Annotated in this window: 19 protein-coding genes; 9 read left to right on the top strand and 10 right to left on the bottom strand. The window is 65.4% G+C overall.

The features are described 5' to 3' along the window. Positions 1–153: 153 nt before the first annotated feature. The 4 genes from AC1RQK_RS07145 to AC1RQK_RS07130 form a co-directional block, all read right to left on the bottom strand. The gene (locus AC1RQK_RS07145) at positions 154–1,479 is read right to left on the bottom strand and encodes an MFS transporter (protein WP_492808229.1); all 1,326 of its coding nucleotides are present in this window, start codon (positions 1,477–1,479) and stop codon (positions 154–156) included. 101 nt (positions 1,480–1,580) lie between these two features. Then, positions 1,581–1,796 (bottom strand): DUF2783 domain-containing protein, encoded by a 216-nt coding sequence (locus AC1RQK_RS07140; RefSeq protein WP_492370477.1) that lies wholly within the window; start codon positions 1,794–1,796, stop codon positions 1,581–1,583. Between the two features lie 35 nt (positions 1,797–1,831). Continuing rightward, a complete protein-coding gene (locus AC1RQK_RS07135; protein ID WP_492808227.1) occupies positions 1,832–3,565 on the bottom strand; it encodes an FAD-dependent oxidoreductase in 1,734 nt (577 codons plus the stop codon). A 54-nt stretch (positions 3,566–3,619) separates the two neighbouring features. Continuing rightward, positions 3,620–4,579: an MBL fold metallo-hydrolase gene (locus AC1RQK_RS07130; protein ID WP_492370475.1), complete on the bottom strand. Its 960-nt coding sequence runs from the start codon at positions 4,577–4,579 to the stop codon at positions 3,620–3,622. Between the two features lie 350 nt (positions 4,580–4,929). Between AC1RQK_RS07130 and AC1RQK_RS07125 the strand changes: the two genes are divergently transcribed. Both AC1RQK_RS07125 and AC1RQK_RS07120 read left to right on the top strand, forming a co-directional pair. Then, a complete protein-coding gene (locus AC1RQK_RS07125) occupies positions 4,930–5,718 on the top strand; it encodes an IclR family transcriptional regulator (RefSeq protein WP_492808225.1) in 789 nt (262 codons plus the stop codon). Between the two features lie 11 nt (positions 5,719–5,729). After that, positions 5,730–6,611, top strand: coding sequence for an IclR family transcriptional regulator (locus AC1RQK_RS07120; RefSeq protein WP_492808223.1), 882 nt, complete (start codon positions 5,730–5,732; stop codon positions 6,609–6,611). A gap of 7 nt (positions 6,612–6,618) precedes the next feature. Here the strand turns inward: AC1RQK_RS07120 and AC1RQK_RS07115 are convergent, their stop codons facing one another. Further along, the gene (locus tag AC1RQK_RS07115) at positions 6,619–7,614 is read right to left on the bottom strand and encodes a LysR family transcriptional regulator (RefSeq protein WP_492808221.1); all 996 of its coding nucleotides are present in this window, start codon (positions 7,612–7,614) and stop codon (positions 6,619–6,621) included. 290 nt (positions 7,615–7,904) lie between these two features. Between AC1RQK_RS07115 and AC1RQK_RS07110 the strand changes: the two genes are divergently transcribed. The 3 genes from AC1RQK_RS07110 (at position 7,905) to AC1RQK_RS07100 (ending at position 11,150) form a co-directional block, all read left to right on the top strand. Continuing rightward, the gene (locus tag AC1RQK_RS07110) at positions 7,905–8,942 is read left to right on the top strand and encodes an aromatic ring-hydroxylating dioxygenase subunit alpha (protein WP_492808219.1); all 1,038 of its coding nucleotides are present in this window, start codon (positions 7,905–7,907) and stop codon (positions 8,940–8,942) included. Between the two features lie 6 nt (positions 8,943–8,948). Next, positions 8,949–9,908, top strand: a complete 960-nt coding sequence (locus tag AC1RQK_RS07105; RefSeq protein ID WP_492370470.1) for a PDR/VanB family oxidoreductase — start codon at positions 8,949–8,951, stop codon at positions 9,906–9,908. Positions 9,909–9,992: 84 nt separating this feature from the next. Beyond that, positions 9,993–11,150 (top strand): ABC transporter substrate-binding protein, encoded by a 1,158-nt coding sequence (locus AC1RQK_RS07100; RefSeq protein WP_492808217.1) that lies wholly within the window; start codon positions 9,993–9,995, stop codon positions 11,148–11,150. A 124-nt stretch (positions 11,151–11,274) separates the two neighbouring features. Here AC1RQK_RS07100 and AC1RQK_RS07095 read toward each other — a convergent pair whose 3' ends face one another. Together AC1RQK_RS07095 and AC1RQK_RS07090 are read right to left on the bottom strand one after the other, a co-directional pair. Beyond that, positions 11,275–12,117 (bottom strand): transporter substrate-binding domain-containing protein, encoded by an 843-nt coding sequence (locus AC1RQK_RS07095; protein WP_492808216.1) that lies wholly within the window; start codon positions 12,115–12,117, stop codon positions 11,275–11,277. Between the two features lie 74 nt (positions 12,118–12,191). Continuing rightward, positions 12,192–13,211, bottom strand: a complete 1,020-nt coding sequence (locus AC1RQK_RS07090; protein WP_492370467.1) for a succinylglutamate desuccinylase/aspartoacylase family protein — start codon at positions 13,209–13,211, stop codon at positions 12,192–12,194. 292 nt (positions 13,212–13,503) lie between these two features. Between AC1RQK_RS07090 and AC1RQK_RS07085 the strand changes: the two genes are divergently transcribed. From AC1RQK_RS07085 to AC1RQK_RS07075, 3 genes are all read left to right on the top strand, one after another. Beyond that, positions 13,504–14,316 carry a MetQ/NlpA family ABC transporter substrate-binding protein gene (locus tag AC1RQK_RS07085; protein ID WP_492808214.1) on the top strand — a complete coding sequence of 271 codons (813 nt, stop codon included), beginning with the start codon at positions 13,504–13,506 and terminating at the stop codon, positions 14,314–14,316. Between the two features lie 72 nt (positions 14,317–14,388). Then, positions 14,389–15,282 carry a methionine ABC transporter ATP-binding protein gene (locus tag AC1RQK_RS07080; protein ID WP_492808212.1) on the top strand — a complete coding sequence of 298 codons (894 nt, stop codon included), beginning with the start codon at positions 14,389–14,391 and terminating at the stop codon, positions 15,280–15,282. After that, positions 15,263–15,919, top strand: a complete 657-nt coding sequence (locus tag AC1RQK_RS07075) for a methionine ABC transporter permease (protein ID WP_150984309.1) — start codon at positions 15,263–15,265, stop codon at positions 15,917–15,919. The genes AC1RQK_RS07080 and AC1RQK_RS07075 overlap by 20 nt, the downstream gene beginning before the upstream one ends. A 60-nt stretch (positions 15,920–15,979) precedes the next feature. On the opposite strand, the gene AC1RQK_RS07070 is transcribed toward AC1RQK_RS07075, so the two are convergent. After that, complete coding sequence (locus AC1RQK_RS07070; RefSeq protein ID WP_492808210.1) at positions 15,980–16,801, bottom strand: class II aldolase/adducin family protein; 822 nt, start codon at positions 16,799–16,801, stop codon at positions 15,980–15,982. 216 nt (positions 16,802–17,017) lie between these two features. Between AC1RQK_RS07070 and AC1RQK_RS07065 the strand changes: the two genes are divergently transcribed. Next, complete coding sequence (locus tag AC1RQK_RS07065) at positions 17,018–17,983, top strand: tripartite tricarboxylate transporter substrate binding protein (protein ID WP_492808209.1); 966 nt, start codon at positions 17,018–17,020, stop codon at positions 17,981–17,983. A gap of 95 nt (positions 17,984–18,078) precedes the next feature. Here the strand turns inward: AC1RQK_RS07065 and AC1RQK_RS07060 are convergent, their stop codons facing one another. Then, entirely contained in the window at positions 18,079–19,128 is a 1,050-nt protein-coding gene (locus tag AC1RQK_RS07060; RefSeq protein WP_492808207.1) for a DUF418 domain-containing protein, read from the bottom strand. Continuing rightward, the gene (locus AC1RQK_RS07055) at positions 19,125–19,700 is read right to left on the bottom strand and encodes a TetR/AcrR family transcriptional regulator (RefSeq protein WP_492370461.1); all 576 of its coding nucleotides are present in this window, start codon (positions 19,698–19,700) and stop codon (positions 19,125–19,127) included. The genes AC1RQK_RS07060 and AC1RQK_RS07055 overlap by 4 nt, the downstream gene beginning before the upstream one ends. Positions 19,701–19,789: the final 89 nt, after the last annotated feature.

Genomic DNA, 19,789 nt, shown 5'->3' with positions numbered 1-19,789 from the left:
CGCGCACGCGCCAAGCGAGCGCGCTTAGGAAAGCGCCAGTACGCCCCTCATATCGACAAGATGGGGGGCAAGTTTAGTCGAAACCCCAAAAAGATGGGCGCCCCGGGGGCCAACCGGCCCCCGGGCTAATGCTGGCCAGCCGCTGGCCGGCAATCAGTGCCGTGGCTCGGCCTTCGGCACGCCCGCCCACATGGCGACGCCGCTGGCCAGCAGCAACCCCGCGAGCAGGTACAGCGCGTTGTCCATGCTGCCTGTGTGCGTCTTGATCTGCCCGATCACCCACGGGCTGACGATGCCGCTGGTAATGCCGATGCTGCTGATAAAGGCAATGCCGGTGGCGGCGGTGTGGGCTGGCAGGTGGCTTGGCGGCAAGGACCAGAAGATCGGTAGCGCGGCAAAGATCAGCACGCACGCGGCGCACAGCAACGCGAGCATCGCCGCGAAGCTGGGCAGGTGCAGGGTCAGCAGCGCCAGTGCCAGCGCGCCGCCTACCGTGCAGGCTACGAAAGGGCGACGCCGCTCGCCGTGCCGGTCGGAGTGGCGGGCAATCAGGATCAGGCCGACGGCGCCGACGGCGTTCGGGATGACGGAGTAAAGACTGATGGACATCACATCGGTGATGCCGAAGTCCCGGATCATCAGGGGCATCCAGAAACTCAGCGTCAGCGAGCCGCAGGTCAGCGCGAAGTAAATGAAGGCAAAGAGGTAGATGCGCGGGTTGCGCAACGCCTCGATGAGCGCGCCAAACGAGTGCGCGCGCGTGGCTTGTCCGGCTGGCCCGTTATGCGCGGCGAGCAATGCCTTCTCCGGGTCAGTGAGCCAGCGCGCCTGCTGCGGGCCATCGACCAGGAACACCGAGGCGGCGAGCCCGAGCACGATGGCGGGCGCACCCTCGATGGCAAACATCCACTTCCAGCCATAGAGGCCGAGCACGCCGGCCATGTCGCGCATGATCCAGCCCGACACCAGCCCGCCCAGCACGCCGGCCACGGCAACGCCCGCGAAGAAGATGGCCATCACGGCCGCGCGCCGCCGCGCCGGGAACCAGTATGTCAGGTAGAGCACGATGCCGGGGAAGAAGCCGGCTTCGAACACGCCCAGCAGGAAGCGCAGCGTATAGAAGTGCGTGGGCGTTGACACCCACATCATGCCGACCGATGCCAGGCCCCACAGCAACATGATGCGGGTGAAGGTGCTGCGGGCGCCAAAGCGGGCCAGCAGCATGTTGCTAGGCACCTCGCACAGCACGTAGCCCACGTAGAACACTGCGGCGCCCAGCCCGTACATCGCATCGCTGAAGCCCAGGTCCTGCTTCATCTGCAACTGGGCAAAGCCGATATTGATGCGGTCCAGGAAGGAGATGACGTAGCAGACAAAGAGGAAAGGAATGATGCGCAGCCAGATCTTTCGATAGAGCGCGTCTTCGTCGCGGGCAGCACAAGCCGGGGGCGCAATGGCCCCTGCAGAGGGATAGGTCATGGATTGTCTCCGGGAACGCGGGCCCGGCTGGGCCCTGGATGCCGACGTCTGGCGCGTATTGGCAATGAGTGGAAGCGGGCAGCGGGCCGCGCCCGCTGCAATCAGGCTTGCGCGCTGATCTCCTCGCCCGCGCCCTGCCGCGCGAGCTGCAGGGCGGCGGCGAGCGTGTCGTGGTCGCCGATATGATTGGCGAGCAACAGGATCAGTTGCGCATTGGCCGCCTGGCTCTGGCCGTCGTCGAGATTGCGATGCATGTCGATCAGGGCTTCGTAGAAGTCGTCGGCGCGCGCCAGGTTGGGTTGGGTGTTGAGTGCCATTGCTGTCTCTCTGACTCGGAATGTCCCAGTGGGATTCATGCGGGCATCGGGGCGGCCGCCTTCGCTGCCGGAGCGCGGGCTAGCGTGCCCTGCGCGTTACCGGTCGCGCGTGACATGGCCTGCTGGACGGCGGCGATGTCGACCTGCCGCCAGCGCGCGCAGACATGCTGGTCGGGGCGGATCAGGTACAGCGTGCCGGGCCGCGCGTCGTAGCGCTGTGCCGCGAGTCCCTCGGCGTCATGCCACACCGATATGCCGGGCGATGCTGCGGACGGTGCATCCGCACTGACCACAACCAGCCTGAGCGGCAGCGTGCCTTGCTGCAGCCGTTGCAAGGCGGCCAGGCTGTCGGCGTCGGGTGTGCCGAACAGCAACGCGGTGAATTGCCCGCCTAGTTGCGCCAGCAGCCATCCTTGGCCTTGCGTACCGCGGACCGGTGCATCCACGCAGGCCGTGCCCGGCTCCATGGTGCCGGCAAAGTCGCCGGTGTCAGGCGTATTGAGCGTCGAATCGCGCAGCACCGATGGCAATGACAGCCGCCCGCTATTCACCAGCTGCCGGGCGAACGCATGCTTCTTCGAAAGTGCCAGCACGGCATCGCGAAACACCTTGCTGACCGCACTCTTCGGCGTGATGAAATCCGTCGAGCGCGTCGAGTTGCGGATGTTCTCGTCGGCGGCGTATTCGCGCTCGCTCGCGTAGGTGTCGAGCAGGCTGTCCGGCGCGCGGCCCTGGATCACGTACGCCAGCTTCCACGCAAGGTTCTCCGCGTCCTGCACGCCGCTGTTGGCGCCGCGCGCGCCGAATGGCGAGACGCCATGCGCGGAGTCGCCGGCAAACAGCACGTTGCCATGGCGGAAGCTGTCCATGCGCAGGCAGGAGAAGGTATAGACGCTGACCCATTCCAGCTCGAACTTCGCGTCCGGCCCGAGCAGCGCCTGCACGCGCGGAATCACGCGCTCCGGCGTTTTCTCCAGCACGGGATCGGCGTCCCAGCCGAGCTGGAAGTCGATGCGCCAGACATTGTCGGGCTGGCGGTGCAGCAGCACCGACTGGTTCGGATGGAAAGGCGGGTCGAACCAGAACCAGCGCTCCGTGGGGAATTCGGCTTCCATCTTCACGTCAGCGATCAGGAAGCGATCCTTGAACGTGCGGCCCTTGCTGTCCAGGCCCAGCAGGTTGCGCAGCGGGCTGCGCGAGCCATCGGCCGCCACCACGTAGCGTCCGGTGAGCGCATAGGGGCCGTCCGGCGTGTCGACGGTCAGCACCACGGTCGCGTCCGGCGTGCCGGCGTGACGCTGATCGATGCCCGTCACCTTATGCTTCCAGCGGATCTCCAGGTTCGGCAACTGGCGCGCGCGGTCGAGCAGGAAGCCTTCGACGTAATACTGCTGCAGGTTGATGAAGGCCGGCCGTTGATGGCCGGCCTCCGGCAGCAGGTCGAAGGTGTAGACCTGCTCGTCGCGCACGAAGACCTTGCCGACGTGCCAGCGCACGCCCTTGTCCACCATGGGTTCGCCGCAGCCGAGCCGGTCGAAGACATCCAGCGTGCGCTTGGCAAAGCAGATCGCGCGGGATCCGCTCGACAGCGTGCAGTCATCGTCCACCAGCACGACCGGCACGCCGTGCTGGGCCAGGTCGATCGCGGTGGCCAGGCCGACGGGCCCGGCGCCGACGACGATCACCGGGTGCGGCTTGCCTGCTTGCGCCTGCCTTTGCTCGGGGCAGGGCTGGTACTCAAATGACTGGTTCTGGTAATCGTTGCTCATGCTTGTGTCTCCATCCACTCTGTACGGCCATTCCATCTATGCGGCGATTGGCCTTCAGTTTTGCAGCGCGGCCCACATTTCCTTGTCGCGCTGCGCGGTCCAGATGCGCGGATGCTGGATGCCGCTGGCCTCATCGAAGGCGCGCGACACGTCGAACGGCAGGCAGTGCTCGTAAATGAAGACGTGGCCGAATTTCGGGTCCATCGATTTGCGCGTATGGGCCATCGCGCTCTTCAGGTCCAGGCGGTCCACCACGGCTTGCTTGCCAGCCTGGAACAGCGTGGTGACGAAATCCTTGGTGTACTCGATGCCCTTCTTGACCTCTTGCGGATTGGTCAGGGCCGGGCCGCGGCCGGGGACGAGCTTCTCGGCGCCCAGCGCCTGCAGGGCGTCGAGCGTGGCGGGCCATTGCTCGAGTTGCGCGTCGCCGCAGTAGCAGGCCGCGTCGTACTCCACCAGGTCGCCGGAGAACAGCACCTTCTGCGACGGCAGCCAGACCACGGTATCGCCCTTGGTGTGGCCCGAGCCCAGATGGGCGATGCGCACTTCGAGCTTGCCGAGGTACAGGGTGATTTCTTTCTCGAACACCAGCGTCGGCCAGGTCAGGCCCGGCACGGTTTCCACGCCGGCGAACAGGCGCGGGAAGCGTTCGATCTCCGACTTCATGTCGGCCTCGCCGCGCTCCACGATCATCTCGTAGGTGCCGCGGCTGGCGATGATCTGCTGCGCGCCTTCGGCGAAATAGGCCGAAGCACCCAGCACGCGCACCGCGTGGTAGTGCGAGAGCACGACGTACTTGATGGGCTTGTCCGTCACCGAGCGGATCCTGGCGATCAGGTCTTGCGCCATGGCGGGCGTGGCGGTGGTGTCGACGATCAGCACGCCGTCGTCGCCAATGATCACGCCGGAGTTGGGGTCGCCCTCGGCGGTGTACGCGTACGCGTTCTCGGAGAGCTGGGTGAAGGTGACTTTCTTGGCTTCCAGGTCGGCCTGGGATGCGAATGCCTTGCTCATGCTTGCCTCATCTCTTTGTCTTGCGTGGGGAAAAGACGAGACAGCAGGCGCCGGAGCGGATCACTGCATAGCGGGGACTGTCTCGCCCCGTATTCACTCTATAGCTGCACCGGTATCGGGGTAAGGCCATCTTAGGAATCTCAGTGAAATTAGTCAATAACAAATCGTATTGTTTTTGACTAACTTGCGTGGCGAGGCGGGTAAGGCACAAGCAAGACGCAGAAATCCGAGGGGAAACCCTTGGTCTCGCCAGGTGGATGGCGTCGGGTCGATTACTATCTGGGTTTTCAAGCGGGGGCCGAATGCCACGACCAGCACGATCAGCACGATCAGCGCGATCCGAGGACCATATGGCGGACGCCGGCGGCGAGGAGAAGGCGCAGCGCGGCATCCAGAGCGTGGAAGTCGGCGGCCGCTTCCTGCGCGCGCTGGCCGATGTCCGTGCGCCGATGGCCCTGGCCGAGCTTGCGGCCAGCGCGCAGATTGCGCCCGCGCAAGCACACACTTACCTGGTCAGCCTGGTGCGGCTTGGCCTGATCAAGCGCGACCACCTGTCCGGGCGCTACGAGCCAGGCCCGCTGGCGCTGCAGCTCGGCATGCTGTATCTGGATCACGATCCGGCCTACCGGGCGGCGGTGCCGCTGGTGGCCGCGCTGGCTGGCTCGTGCGGGTTCAGTGTGGCGATCTGCGCCGACGGCCCGCAGGGCCCCACCATCGTGCGCTATGCGCACGCGGGCTCGCCCTTGCACGTGAACCTGCACGTTGGCACGGTGATGTCGCTGTCGGCAACGGCGACCGGCCGCGTGTTCTGCGCGTTTCTCCCGCCCGGCCAGTGGCAGGCGATCTGGGCGCAACAGCACGCGGGCGACACGCCTGCCGTGGACGCCACCGCGTTCGCTGCGGATCTTGCCGCCATCCGCGAGCGCGGCATCGAGCGCAGCATCGACGCGCCAAGCCCCGCCGTCAGCAGTCTGTGCGTGCCGGTGCTGGACGCCAGCGGGCGGCTGCGCCTGGCGCTGACCGTGGTGGGATCGACCGGCGCCATCGATGTGGGCTGGCGCGGCCCCGTGGCTGTCGCATTGCTAGACACCGCCGCCGCCATCCGTGACGCGATCGCCGCCACTACCGAAGCCGAATGACACCCGCCCCCATGCCAATCGACGACATCCTGGGCGAAGCCGCCAAGCCGCAACGCGGCATCCAGTCGCTGGACAACACCGGCCAGTTGCTTGCCGCGCTGGTCGCGGCCGGGCGGCCGCTGCCCTTGCGCGACCTTGCACGCGCGGCCGGCATGCCGCCCGCTAAAGCGTTCCCGCATCTGGTCAGCCTGCAGAAGATCGGCTTGCTGGCGCGCGACGCGGCGGGCAATTTCCTGTCCGGCTCGCTGGGCCTTGAACTCGGGCTGATCGCCTTGCAGCGGCTCTCGCCAACCCGCGAGGCCGAGCCGGAAGTGATCGAACTGGCGGGCGCGACCAGCCTGAGCGTGGCAATGGCAGTGCTTGGCCCGCTGGGGCCGACCGTGGTCCGCCTGGAGGAAGCCGCGCGGCCGCAGCACGTCAGCCTGCGGGTCGGCACTGTGCTGTCGCTGGTCAATACGGCGATCGGCCGGCTGTTCGCGGCGCACCTGCCGGAGCCTGTGCTGATTGGCCTGCTGGGCCAGGACGCGCTGCGGCTCGCAGGTGTACGGAAATCGGAAGTCGTCGAAGCGGACGGCGGCGCGGGCGAAGCGCTTGCGCCAGCGTACGCGGCCCGGCTGGCGCAAATCCGCGCGCAGCGGATCGACAATGCGCTGAGCCGGCCCGTGCCCGGCATCGACACTCTTGCGGCGGCCGTGTTCGACCACACCGGCAGCATTGCGCTCGTCATCGCCCTGATTGGCACATCGGGCAGCTTCGACAGCGGTACGGATAGCGCAACGGCCGGGACCCTGTTGCAGGCGGCGCGGCGATTGTCGTGGCGGTTCGGCGCGATGGAGCCGATGGAGCCGATGGAGCCGATGGAGCCGGTAGAGGCAGCCGCCGCGAACGGATAGCCGCCGCTTACTTTCCTTTTGCCACGCGCCGGGGCCGCTTGGGTTGCGGCGCAGGCGCCGCCGCCGCCGCCTCATCCTCGCCATCGTCGACCCGTGGATAGTGTTCGAAGGTCCGCTTCACCAGCTCGCGCAGCCAGATGATTGCCGGGTCATGGTGGAAACGCGGATGCCAATGCTGCTTGATGGCGAATTCCGGCAGTGCCACCGGCGGCTGCATCACGCGCACCGTGCCGTAGCGGGCAAAGACGTTGGCGAGCTCCAGCGGTACCGTGGCGATCAGGTCCGGCTGCTGCTCCATCAGCAGCGGCACTACCAGGAAGTGCGGCGTCGACAGGTAGATATTGCGCTGGATGCCATGGTCGTCAAACGCGCTGTCATACGCCGCGCTGGCGCGCCCGGACAGCGTGACCACAATCTGCGGCATGCGCTGGAACTGCTCGAGCGTCAGGGCGTCGCCAACCTCCTGGTTGCGCGCGCTCACGATGGTCACGAACGAGTGCATGAACAAGCGCTGCTGGAACAAGCCTTCCGGCGCGGCGCGAATCGATCCCAGAGCCAGGTCGGCCTCGCCCGTGCCGAGCATGCCCTCGATCTGCTGTAGTGGAACCTGCAACGTGCGCAGCTTGCAGTGCGGTGCCTCGCGGCGCAGCCTGCTGATCAGCGGCGGCAGGAAGACCAGCTCGCCCATGTCGGTCATGCACAGGTTGAACGTGCGCCGTGCCGCGAGCGGATCGAAGCGGGACTGCGATAGAACTTGCTGCCGCACAGTGGCCATCACGCCCACAATGGCCTCGGTCAGCTCCTGCGCCTTGTGCGTGGGCATCATGCCTGCTGGTGTCTTGACGAGCAACTGGTCGTCGAAGAAGGCGCGCAGCCGGTTCAACGCGTGGCTCATCGCGCTTTGCGTCAGGGCCAGCTCTTGCGCGGCCTTGGTCACGCTGCGCTCGCGCAGCATCGCATCGAACACCGTAAGGAGGTTGAGGTCCAGCTCATCTGCATGCATGGCGTACATTCTCGCTATTAGGTGGATGACGTTGACGCATGTTTCCTCCAAATCTATTCTGCAGTCAAGGACCCCGGAGATGGGTCGCCGCACTGGAGACAAGACATGACACCCCACGCTCGCACGCGACGCCACCTGCGTCCCGGCCTGCAAGGCGCATTGCCGCCATCCTGACTCCCCGCTTTTTTTTAACGCCCGCGACACGCATCGCTTGCAAGCAATGCGTGCATGGCAACGTGCGCCCTGAATCTGCGCGCCGGGCGCAAAGTGAACGCTCCAAGGAACCCCGCATGTTCATCAAAAACACCTGGTATGTAGCCGGCTGGGATAAGGAAATCCCTGGCGAAGGCATGTTCTCCCGCACCATCATCGGCGTGCCTGTCGTGATGTACCGCAAGGAAGACGGCAGCATCGTCGCGCTGGAGGATCGCTGTTGCCATCGTGGCGCGCCGCTGTCGGTCGGGCGCAGGGAAGGCGATTGCATCCGCTGCATGTATCACGGCCTGAAGTTCGACAGCGCGGGTAGATGCATCGAGGCGCCCGCGCAGGAGCGCATTCCGCCGCAGGCCAAGGTGCGCAAGTTCCCCATCGTCGAGCAACACCGCTGGGTGTGGATCTGGATGGGAGACCCGGACAATTCCGATCCATCGCTGATCCCGGATACGCAGTGGCTGGACCATCCGGAATGGCGCAGCCTGGACGGCTACATCCACTACGACGTGAATTACCTGCTGATCTGCGACAACCTGCTGGACTTCTCGCACCTGCCGTTCGTTCACCCCACCACCCTGGGCGGCAGCGAGGACTATGCCGCGGTGCGGCCCAAGGTGGAGCGTATCGATGGCGGCGTGCGGATCACGCGCTGGGCCATCAATACCGAAGCGCCCGCCTTCGCCAAGGCCGTCAAGGATTATCCGGGGAAGGTCGATCGCTGGAACATCTACAACTTCACGATCCCCGCCATCCTGTTAATGGATTCCGGCATGTCTCCCACCGGCACGGGCGCGCCGGCGGGCATGCGCGTCGATGCCGCCGAATTCCGTGGCTGCCAGGCCATCACCCCCGAGACGGAAAACTCCACGCACTACTTCTTCGCCCATCCGCACAACTTTGCCATCGACAAGCCGGAAGTCACCGCGTCGATTCACCAAAGCGTGGTCACCGCGTTCGACGAAGACCGCGAGATCATCTCGGCGCAGCAGCGAAGCCTTGAGCTTGAGCCCAGCTTCAAGATGATGCCGTTTTCCATCGACGCCGCGCTTTCGCAATTCCGTTGGGCGGTGAACCAGAAGCTCGAAGAGGAAGCGGCGGCGTCCGCGCAGAGGTAGCCCGGCATGCTCGAACTGATCGTATCCAGGGTGACCGCGGAGGCCGAGGGCATACTCGGCATCGAGCTGCGGCGCCCCTGCGGCGGCGCCTTGCCGGCGTTCACCGCGGGCGCGCACATCGATGTGCACCTTCCCGGCAATATCGTCAGGCAATACTCGCTGTGCAACGACTCCGCGGAAACCGACCGCTACTGCCTTGGCGTGGGGCTCGCGCCGTCGTCGCGCGGGGGCTCGCAGTATGTCCACGAAGGACTCAAGGAGGGCGACGCGCTCGCCGTGAGCGCGCCGCGTTCGCTCTTCGGCATCGACGCGGCTGCCTCGGCGCATCTGTTCATCGCCGGCGGCATCGGCATTACGCCGATTCTCAGCATGATCCGTTGGTGCGAGGCCAACGGCCGGCCGTGGAAACTGCTCTACTGCATGCGCTCGCGCCAGCGCGCGGCCTACCTGGATACGTTGTCGCGCTACGGGGAAAGGGTGCAACTGCATGTCGATGACGAGAGCCAGGGTGCGCTGGCGGACCTTGCCTCTTTTCTTGGCGGGCTGCACGAGGGCGGTCACGTGTATTGCTGTGGGCCTTCGCCACTGATGGATGCGGTGGCTGCCAAGGCGGAGGCGGCAGGTGTGCCACGCGCTGCCACGCACTTCGAGCGCTTCAGCGCGGCTCCGCAGCAGGCCAGCGCCGATGCCGATGCCGACGAGGCTTTCACGGTTGTCCTGCACCGGCACGGCGGCCGTTTCACCGTGCCCGCCGGTTCCACCATTCTCGAAACGCTTGAGCACAACGGTTTGCCGTTGCCGTTTTCCTGCCGCGAGGGGCTGTGCCGCAGTTGCGAGGTGCCCCTGCTGTCCGGCAACGCGGACCACAGGGACTACGTGCTGAGCGACGCAGAGCGCGAGGCCAACACCGCCATCATGATCTGCGTTTCCCGGGCGCTGACTCCCGAGCTGGAACTGGATATCTGAGCACGCCGCGCAGCCCCGCCGCCTGGAAAAAGCACCACAACACGCGCCACCCAGATGGCCGCGATCATCCAAGGAGACAAGACCATGTTCCATCCCACTCGCTCAGTACTGGCTGCCGTGCTCGCCATGGCCGGCCTGGCAGCAACCCCCGCGCGTGCCGATATCAACGTCGGCGTCACCCTGTCGCTGACCGGTCCGGCGGCGTCGCTCGGCATGCCGGCAAAGCGCGCGATCGACCTTCTGCCAAAGGAGGTCGCCGGGCAGAAGCTGAACTTCATCCTCCTCGATGACACCTCGGATCCGAGCGTCAGCGTGCGTAACTTTCGCCGCCTGGTGGATGAGCACAAGGTGGATGTGGTGATGGGCTCCTCGGTTACGCCGTCGACCATTGCGCTGGTCGACGTTGCCGCCGAGACCAAGGTGGCGTTGATCAGCCTGGCCGCCAGCGCCAGGATCGTCGAGCCGCAGGACGAGAAACGACGGTGGGCATTCAAGGCGATCCAGAATGAGAACCTGATGATCGGCGCCACGCTTGACCATATGCAACAGGCCGGGACGAAGACGCTGGCATTCATGGGCTTCTCGGATGCCTATGGCGACGCGTGGCTGTCCGCACTCCAGCCGCTGGCGGACAAGGCCGGCATCAAGCTTGTGGCGACGGAGCGCTATGTCCGCACGGACACCAGCGTCGTTGCGCAGACACTGAAGATCATCGCCGCGAAGCCGGACGCCGTCCTTGTCGCCGCATCCGGCACACCCGGCGCCCTGCCGCAGAAAACGCTCACCGAGCGCGGGTACAAAGGAAGCGTCTACCAGACCTACGGCATTGCCAACCGGGACTTCCTGCGCGTTGCCGGAAAGGATGCGGAGGGCGCAATCTTCGCGGTTGGGCCGGTGCTGGTCGCGGACCAGCTTGAACCAGGCAGCCCGATGCGACCCGTGGCGCAGGATTTCGTCAAGCGCTACGAGGCTGCGTACGGCCCTAACTCAGCCTCGATTTTCTCGGCTAATGTCTGGGATGCGGGCCTGGTGCTGCGCGCGGCGATTCCCGCCGCCCTTGGCAAGGGCAAACCGGGCACCGAGGCGTTCCGCATTGCGCTGCGCGACGCGCTGGAGAGCACCAGCGGCGTCGTGACGACCCAAGGCGTGACGACGATGTCCCGGACCGACCATGTTGGCTACGACAAGCGGGCCGCGGTGCTGGTCCAGATCCAGAATGGCGTATGGAAATACCTGAAGTAGATCGTTGCCAAAGTGGCTGTTTCAACATGAAGCGAAGCGGTTCTGGCAAGGCGCGCGGGCGCAGACAGTACAAGCGGTACGGCCAAGGCCGCGCAACGACGCCAGAATCTCTTTGAAACGGCCTCTAAGGCTTGCCGCTGAACTTGCGGTGCAATTGCGCCAGCAGCGGCGAGCGCGGCAGCAGATCAGCCTTGCTCTCCAGTTCGATCAGCCGGCCGGAGCGGTGCAGGTCTTGGATGATGCGGTCCACCGCCGCCGCCGTGTCTTTCTCGCCCTTGCGCACCCAGGCCACCTGCGGGGCGGGATCGACCTCGTCGGGCAGCACCGCGTAGTCGCGCCATTCCGGATCGCGCGCCACCAGCGTGTTCAGTGTCACGCTCTCATGCACGGCTGCCACGCATGAGGCGCCGCCGCGCAGCGCCAGCAGCGATTCGGACATGCCTTTGAAGCCTTTGAGCTCGGCGCCGTATTGCGCGCTCAGCGGCTTGGCATAGCTGCTGCCCTGCGAAAGGCAGACCGGCTTGCCGCGCAGATCCTCCCAGCGCCTGATGCCGCTGCGCTTGAGAAAGACCGCGGTGCCGCCGTTGCGATAGTACGGCGTGGGTGCGTAATCCATCTGCGTGGCACGCTCTGGCGTGAGCAGCATGCTGGCAACCAGCAGGTCCACCTTGCCTTGCTGCAGGAACTGTACGCGGTTGGCTGGCAGCACGGGTACCAGTTCGGCTTGCACGCCCAGGTCCCTGGCGATCTGCCTGGCCAGATCCGGGTTGAAGCCGATCATCTCGCCGCTGGCCGGATCGATCGAGCCGAAGCCGCCCGTGCCGTTGACGATGACGCCGATGCTGACTTTATTGCGCTGGTGGATGCGATCCAGCGTGGGGTCGGCGTGGGCGGCGGCGCTGCCGAGCAGGGTGGTGAGCACTAGCGCAAGGAGGGTGCGGCGTGGTGAGTCAGATAGCCTGGACATGGGAATGCATACTGGTGAGGTGTAGAGCGACGGCGTGATGCCGGCATGCGCGCCTTGTGCGGAGCAAGCGCTTGTCAATCGTCGGCCAGCTGGAACAGGCAATCGCCGCGCTGCGTGAGCGCGGGCACGCGCTTGCAGATCACCTGCCCGCTTGCCGGGAAGCGGGCGATCGCCGGCTCGCGCGCGAGGCTGTGCGGCGTATGCAGCAGCGCCGCAGGCTGGCCGGCGACCACGCGATCGCCAAGCTGCACCAGTGGCTCGAAGATGCCGTCTTCCCGCGCGTAAACATAATGGCGCTCCCGGTCCACGCGCAGCAGGCGGGTGGTGTGCGGCGCCGCGGCAGGCACCAGCGGGCCGCGCACAACGCCAAGGTGCCCGAGCAGATGCAGCAGGCCTTGCCACGCATCTTGCAGGGCCACGGCATCCACCATGCCCGCGCCGCCGAGTTCGGTCAGTAGTGCCAGCACGCCCTGGCGGCGCGCCGCCGCCAGCAAGCCGACCGGGTTGGGAACCTCATTGATGAAGGTGTGCGGCAGGCCGAAGGCATGCACCGCGTCGAGCAGTCGCGCCTTGGCGGCAGCGTCTTGCGCAGCCTGGGCAAACAAGGTGGCGCCGTGGTATTGCAGTGAACTGCCGCCGGAGTGCAGGTCGATAGCCAGGCTCACGCGCGTGAGCAGCGAACGCTCGATATAGTCGGCGATGACTTGCGTCGGCGTGCCGCGCGCATCGCCAGGAAAGCTGCGGTTGAGATTGCCGCCGTCCAGCGGCGATGCGCGCAGGCCCGCTTGCGCGGCCGGATAGTTGGCCATCGGCAGCAGGATCACCTGGCCCTGCACCATCTCCGGCGTGAGCGCGCGGATCAGCCGCGAGACCAGGATCTGGCCTTCGTATTCGTCGCCGTGGTTGCCTGCCATCACCAGCACGGCGGGGCCTTCGCCGTTGCGTACCGAGGCGATCGGGATGGGCAGCCAGCCATAGGCGGAGCGATGCGCGGAGTGCGGCAGGCGCAGGTAGCCGGTGTGCTTGCCCGGCGCGCCGAAATCGACTTCGCTGTGGATGGGGGAGGCGGGCGCGTGCCCCGGGGAGGAAGCCATGGAGAAGCCTTCGGGTGATGGCCGCGCGAGCCGTGCAGCTCGCGCGGCGTACGGAAACACGTCACTGTACGCAGCCGGCCCGGCGTGCGGAAGGAACAATTCGGCGCATGGATATGCGTACGGCGCGCGCACGCTTTGACTTCCGGTCGCCACGGCTGCCATGCTGGCAGGTTTTCCGGATTTGCTACTGCGGTTTTATTCTTGGACCGGCATGCCGTCGCTTACCTAGACTGGTTGCCTGGCATCTCGCCAGCTCAATCAATGCCAGCAACGTCTTCAAGGTGAACGGCTTATGAACCTGCGTGCAATTTTCTCCACGGTCCTCGCCGCCACGACGGCGCTCGCCATCGGCTCGGCCCCGGCGCTGGCCGCCGACAAGCCCATCAAGGTCGGCGTGCGCGGCGGCGTGGACGAAGAGATATGGGAAGTGGTGACCAAGGTGGCCAGGAAGCAGGGCCTCAACGTGGAGCCGATCGTGATTACCGGCACCGCCAGCCCCAACGAGGCGCTGAACAATGGCGATCTCGACGCCAACGCGTTCCAGCACAAGCCGTTCCTGCGTGACCAGATCAACCAGCGCGGCTACAAGATCGTGGCGGTGGCGGATACGCTGATCTCGCCGATCGCCTTTTACTCGCGCAAATACAAGTCGCTGGAGTCGCTGCCGCAGGGCGCGCGGCTGGGCATTCCCAATGATCCGAGCAACCAGACCCGGGCGCTGGTGATCCTGCGCGATCATGGCCTGATCAAGCTGCGCGAGGGTTTCGACCCATACACCGGCACGGCCACGCTGGGCGATATCACCGCCAACCCGAAGAAGCTGGACCTGGTGGAAAGCGCCTCGGTGGTGCTGGCGCGCTCGCTGCCGGACGTGGATGCCGCCGCCGTGGTCAACACCTTTGCCTACCAGGCTGGGCTGATCGCCACACGCGATGGCATTGCGGTGGAGAAGAAGGAGCACAACCCGTACGTAAACGTGATCGCCGTGCGCGAGCGTGACAAGGCCGCGCCGTGGGTGGCACCGCTGATCAAGGCGTACCAGTCGGACGAGGTGCGCAAGTTCATCCTGACCAAGTACCAGGGCTCGGTGATCCCGGCGTTCTGATGTGGCGGATGTCGTTGTTCACGCTGTTCATGTCGTTCATGTCGTCCATGTAGTTCCCGGAGGATTTTCATCGTGTCACAGGCGCCCCCGCTGCAATCAAGTCCGCCGCACATCGTCTTCGAGCAGCTTGGCAAGCACTACCCGGGCGCGCCCGCGGCCGCTTTGCAGGAAGTGTCGTTCACGGTGGCGCGCGCGGAGGTCTTCGGCATCATCGGGCGTAGCGGCGCGGGCAAGTCCACGCTGTTGCGCACCATCAACATGCTGGAGCGCCCCAGCGCTGGGCGGGTGCGCGTGGATGGCGTGGACGTGGGCACGCTGGATGAAGATGGCCTGGTGGCGCTGCGCCGGCGCATCGGCATGATCTTCCAGCATTTCAATTTACTGTCGGCCAAGACCGTGTTCGAGAACGTGGCCTTGCCGTTGCGCGTGGCCGGCGTGCCGCGCGCGGAGATTGTGCCGCGCGTGATGGCGTTGCTGGAACTGGTGGGCCTGGCCGACAAGGCGCAGGTTTATCCGGCCACGCTGTCCGGCGGGCAGAAGCAGCGCGTGGGCATTGCGCGCGCGCTGGTGCACCGCCCGGAGATCCTGCTGTGCGACGAGGCTACCTCGGCGCTGGACCCGGAGACCACCGAATCGATCCTGGCCCTGCTGCGGGATATCAACCGCACGCTTGGACTGACCGTGGTGCTGATCACGCACGACATGGCGGTGATCCGCCAGGCTTGCGACCGCGTGCTGGTGCTCGATCAAGGCCGTGCGGTGGAACTAGGCACGGTGTGGCAGGTGTTTGCCGAGCCGCAGGCCGCCGCCACGCTGGCGCTGCTGCGCCCGCTGCGGCTGGATTTGCCAGTGCCGGCCGGCGGCGAGTTTGCCAATGCCATGCATGCCGCCAATGCGGCCAACGCGTCGTACGCGCGTGCGCGCGCCAATATCGAGATACAGGCTTATGTTCCCGCCAATGGCTGACAAGTACGTGAAGGCGCTGGGCGAGACCTTGCTGATGGTGAGCGCCGCCTGCCTGGTGGTGTTCGTGTGCGGCATGGCGCTGGCCATCGTGCTGACGTTGAGCGCGCCGGGCGGCTTGCGCCCGCGTCCGCGGCTGCACCGTACGCTGTCGGCGCTGGTCAACACCTTCCGCTCGATCCCGTTCATCATCCTGCTGGTGGCGATGCTGCCCGTGACGCGGCTGATCGTCGGCACCACCATGGGCACGTGGGCGGCGGTGGTGCCGCTGAGCGTGCACCTGATTCCCTTCTTTGCGCGCATTGCGCAGGTCAGCCTGAACGAGATCGATCCGGGCCTGATCGAGGCCGCGCGCGCCATGGGCTGCCGGCGCTGGCACATCGTGCGCCACGTGCTGCTGCCCGAAGCGCTGCCCGGCATCGTTGGCGGCGCAACCGTCAGCGTGATCGCCATGATCGGCTCGTCGGCCATGGCCGGCGCGGTGGGCGCCGGCGGCCTGGGCGACCTGGCCATCCGCTACGGCTACGAGCGTTACGAGACCGCGGTGATGTTCAACGTGATCGTGATCCTGGTCGCGCTGGTCACGCTGGTGCAGTTCGGCGGCGAGCGGCTGGCGCGGCGCTTCGACCACCGGCGCTGAGCCGGCCACGGAGCGCGTGTCGTTACCGCCGTACTGACGGTTACTGGGGACGACTGCCGGTCACTGGCGATACGACGGATCGCTGCGATCGAGCTGCCGCAGCAGGGCGGCCCAGTGCTTGCGCGTGACGGGGCCGCCGGCATTGCTCACCACCAGCTCCGCCACCTTGCGCGCCACGGCATCCGGCGCGATCACCAGGGGCGCACCGCCGGACTGCGCGGCCAGCTGCGCTACGCAGGCGCGCTCCAGCATATGCAGTTCCTGGAAGGCTTGCGCAATGGTGGGCGCGCAGGTCAGCAGGCCGTGGTTGCGCAGGATGAAGATGTCGCGCTCGCCTAGGTCCGCCACCAGCCGGGAGCGTTCGTCCAGGTCGATGGCGATGCCTTCGTAGTCGTGATAGGCCACCCTGTCGAAGAAGCGCATGGCGTGCTGCGAAATCATGAGCAGGCCATCGCGCTGTGCCGACACGCCGATGCCGGCGGCGGTGTGGGTGTGGAGCACGCAGCCCACGTCGTGGCGCGCGGCGTGGATGGCGCTATGGATCACGTAGCCGGCCGGGTTGATGCCAAGGCCGGTGTCGTCGCGCAGGATTTCGCCATCGATATCGACCTTGACCAGGTTGGACGCGGTGATCTCTTCGAAGGTCAGGCCATAGGCGTTGATCAGGAAATGCGCATCCGGGCCCGGCACGCGCGCGGAGAAGTGCGTGTAGATGTGATCGGTCCAGCGGAACTGCGCCGCCAGCCGGTAGGCCGCCGCCAGCTCCACGCGCACGGCCCACTCGGCGGGCGAGACCTCGGTCTGGACGGCGGGGAAGTGCAGGGAGGGGAGGGAGAGGCTCGGGTCCGACAAGGCAAGCAGCGGTTCGGTGAGGGCGTTCATGCGGCGCTCCGGAAGAAGGGGGGAGCGGAATATCATACGGCTGCCTCTCGGGCTTGCCAACGCCGCAATCGGCATATGGAAATGCACGGGCGATATGCAGCAACGCGGCGGCGATGCGCCATCCCGTAGAATTCCCCCTGCGCGGTCGTGCCGATGCACCGCGCATCATGCACGCACCTAGCACAGCACATAAAACCAATAAAGCAGGAGAGCCCCTTGAAGCAGCCCTTTGCCCTCATCGCCGTCGCAGCAGCATTGACGATGGCCGCCACCTTCGCCCACGCCGCTTATCCCGAGCGGCCCATCAAGCTGATCGTGCCCTTCCCGCCGGGGCAGGCCACCGACATCTTTGCGCGCGCGCTGGCCGAGCGGCTGGGCAAGCAGCTTGGCCAGCCGGTGGTGGTGGACAATCGTGCCGGGGCGGGCAGCAACCTCGGCATGGAGATCGCCTCCCATGCCGCGCCCGATGGCTACACCCTGGTGATGGCCGGCAGCGCGATGGCAATCAACCAGACGCTGTACAAGAAGCTGAACTACAACCCGCGCCAGGATCTCCAGCCGATCTCCGGCGTGTTCTCAGTGCCGCTGGTGTTCCTCGCCACGCCGGCTTCCGGCATCGTCTCGCTGCGCGACCTGATCGCCAAGGCCAAGGCCGCGCCAGGCAAATACAGCTACGCCAGCGCGGGCGTGGGGGGGACCCAGCATCTGTCGGCCGAAATGCTCAAGGCCCAGGCGGGCATCTTCATGGTGCACATCCCCTACAAGGGCAGCGGCCCGGCGCAGTCCGACTTTCTCGGCAACCAGATCCCGCTGATGGTGGATTCGGTGACGGCGGCGCTGCCCCTGATCCAGTCGAAGAAGGCCGTGCCGCTGGCGGTCACGGTGGCCAAGCGCACGCCGCAGCTGCCGTCGGTGCCCACGGTGCGCGAGCAAGGCGTTCCCGGCTTCGAAGCGCTGGGCTGGGCCATCCTGATGGCGCCCAAGGGCCTGCCACCCGCGCTCGTGAGCCAGCTCAACGCGGAAACGGTGAAGGCGCTGCAGTCGCCCGAGCTGTCGAAGTTCATCACCGACCGCGGCTCGGAGCCGATGCCGATGAGCCCGGAGGAAACCGGCAAGTTCGTCGACAGCGAGATCCACAAGTGGGGCGCGGTGGTGAAACGTTCGGGCGCGCAGGCTGATTAAGTGCGGCTAACAAAACCATGTCATCGCCACATGCCTGTTGAGCGTAGCCATGAGGCGATGGCGCAGCGGCTTGCAAGTGACCGGAATCCATGCGTCTAACGCACGGCTGTCAGCCATCGCATCAGGCGTTCGACAGGGCCTTGCCTCATCTTGAAGCTCCAAACCCAGGCCACGATTGTTGCAAATGCCAGAAAAGCTGATGCGGCCAGCGCGGCGTCGGTCAGAGTACAGTTGCCATCCAGCGCCCCAAGTGTTTCCAGCAGGCCCATGCCGATGAAAATGTGTGCCAGATAGATGCTGAGGGTCATGCGCCCGGCGGGTAGCACGAATCTCAACGGCCGACCGGGCCACTGGCTGGAAATTCGCAGGCAAACGCCAATGGCAGCGCTGGCGGAGCCAATGCCCATGAGCAGATATAGCGGGCCCGGTGGCATAGGTGTGGTGCCTAGCAGCCAGGCAAAGGCGCTGTCCTGGCACAGGTGTGAGATTACACCAGCCAGCAAGGCCATCGACAATCCGGCTCCTGCCAACGCCCATTGCGTACTGGCGCATTGCAGTGGTAAATGTGCCAGCAACATGCCATATAGAAACAGCGCCAACCATGGCAGCACCGGATGGAATCCGTTGAACAGCAGGTTACGAGCGAAGCCGGCCGGCGTCCACAGGTCGGTGTAGTGTAACGCTGCCCATTCCCAACCTTGACTGTAGTCGGAGTTCAGCAAAGCCCACAATGAAACAGTTGCCACGGCCAACATGGTGGCGAGCAACGGCGCTGTTCTAGCTCGCAGCAACGGCAATACCAGCAGGAAATACATTGCGTAGTAGTGGATGATGTCGGCGGGAAATATCAGCAGATTAAGTAATCCTGCACATAGCAGGAATAGCGAACGGCGTAGCGTCCATATGCGTGCCGTTGTCGACTCCAGATTGCGTGTGGCTAGCACCAAGCCCAAGCCAGCCAGGACGACAAAGGTGGCTGACGCCTTGCCTTCAAGGAAGCCCAATAGTCCGTCCAGCCACGCCGGCCCACGGGCGGCAGGCTGCATCGCTAACCGGAAGTTGACCAGTATCATTCCGGCCAGCGCCAGATAGCGAGCCAGATCCAGACCATCCAGGCGCGGTTTTGCAGGGGGAGCAGACGTCATGTTCCAAGCAAGCCGTGCAGGAGTCCTGGATGGAGCGCATCCATTGCCTGGACAGAGGGATTGTCTTGATAGCCGGCGGTTTCTGCCTGCGCCATCAACGCCTGGCGCAAGGCATCGTTCTCAACGATATCTAGCATCGCCTGTGCCACTAGCCGCGCGGGCGCAGTCGGTTTGAACACGCCGCGCTTCGTGGCACGTTCGATGGCATTTGTCAGGGTATCGAGCAACTGCCTGCGATTGTTCTCGAACGCAGGCATAAGAGCAGGACTTCGCGCGATTTCCGCCAGGCATTCAACGCCCAGTATCGCCCATTCGCGCTGCCGGCAAAGCGCCCAGTATGCTGCAAGGAACTGCTTTACCTGTTCCGTTGATGGATTGGTGGTTCTTTCGAGTGTGCGTAGCAGCGGCGCTAGTTCGGCCTGCTCCTGATTTGCAACTTCGGCAATAAGAGCCTGTTTGCCGGGAAAGTAGTTGTACAGGTTGCCCAGGCTGACTGACGCAGCCAAAGCTATATCGCGCATGCTGGTCGCGTGAAAGCCTTTGTCTATGAAGCAGTCGATGGCGGCCTGCATGATGACGGTACGACGATCCGTCTGATGTCTATTTTGGCTCACAACGGAATAATATGAACGAACGTTTGTTCATTTTACGCATCGTGCTG

The sequence above is a fragment of the Cupriavidus sp. GW822-FHT02D05 genome, from assembly GCF_058802485.1.
The sequence above is the reverse complement of the archived record's forward strand: the minus strand, read 5'-3'. Positions and strand labels throughout refer to the sequence as shown.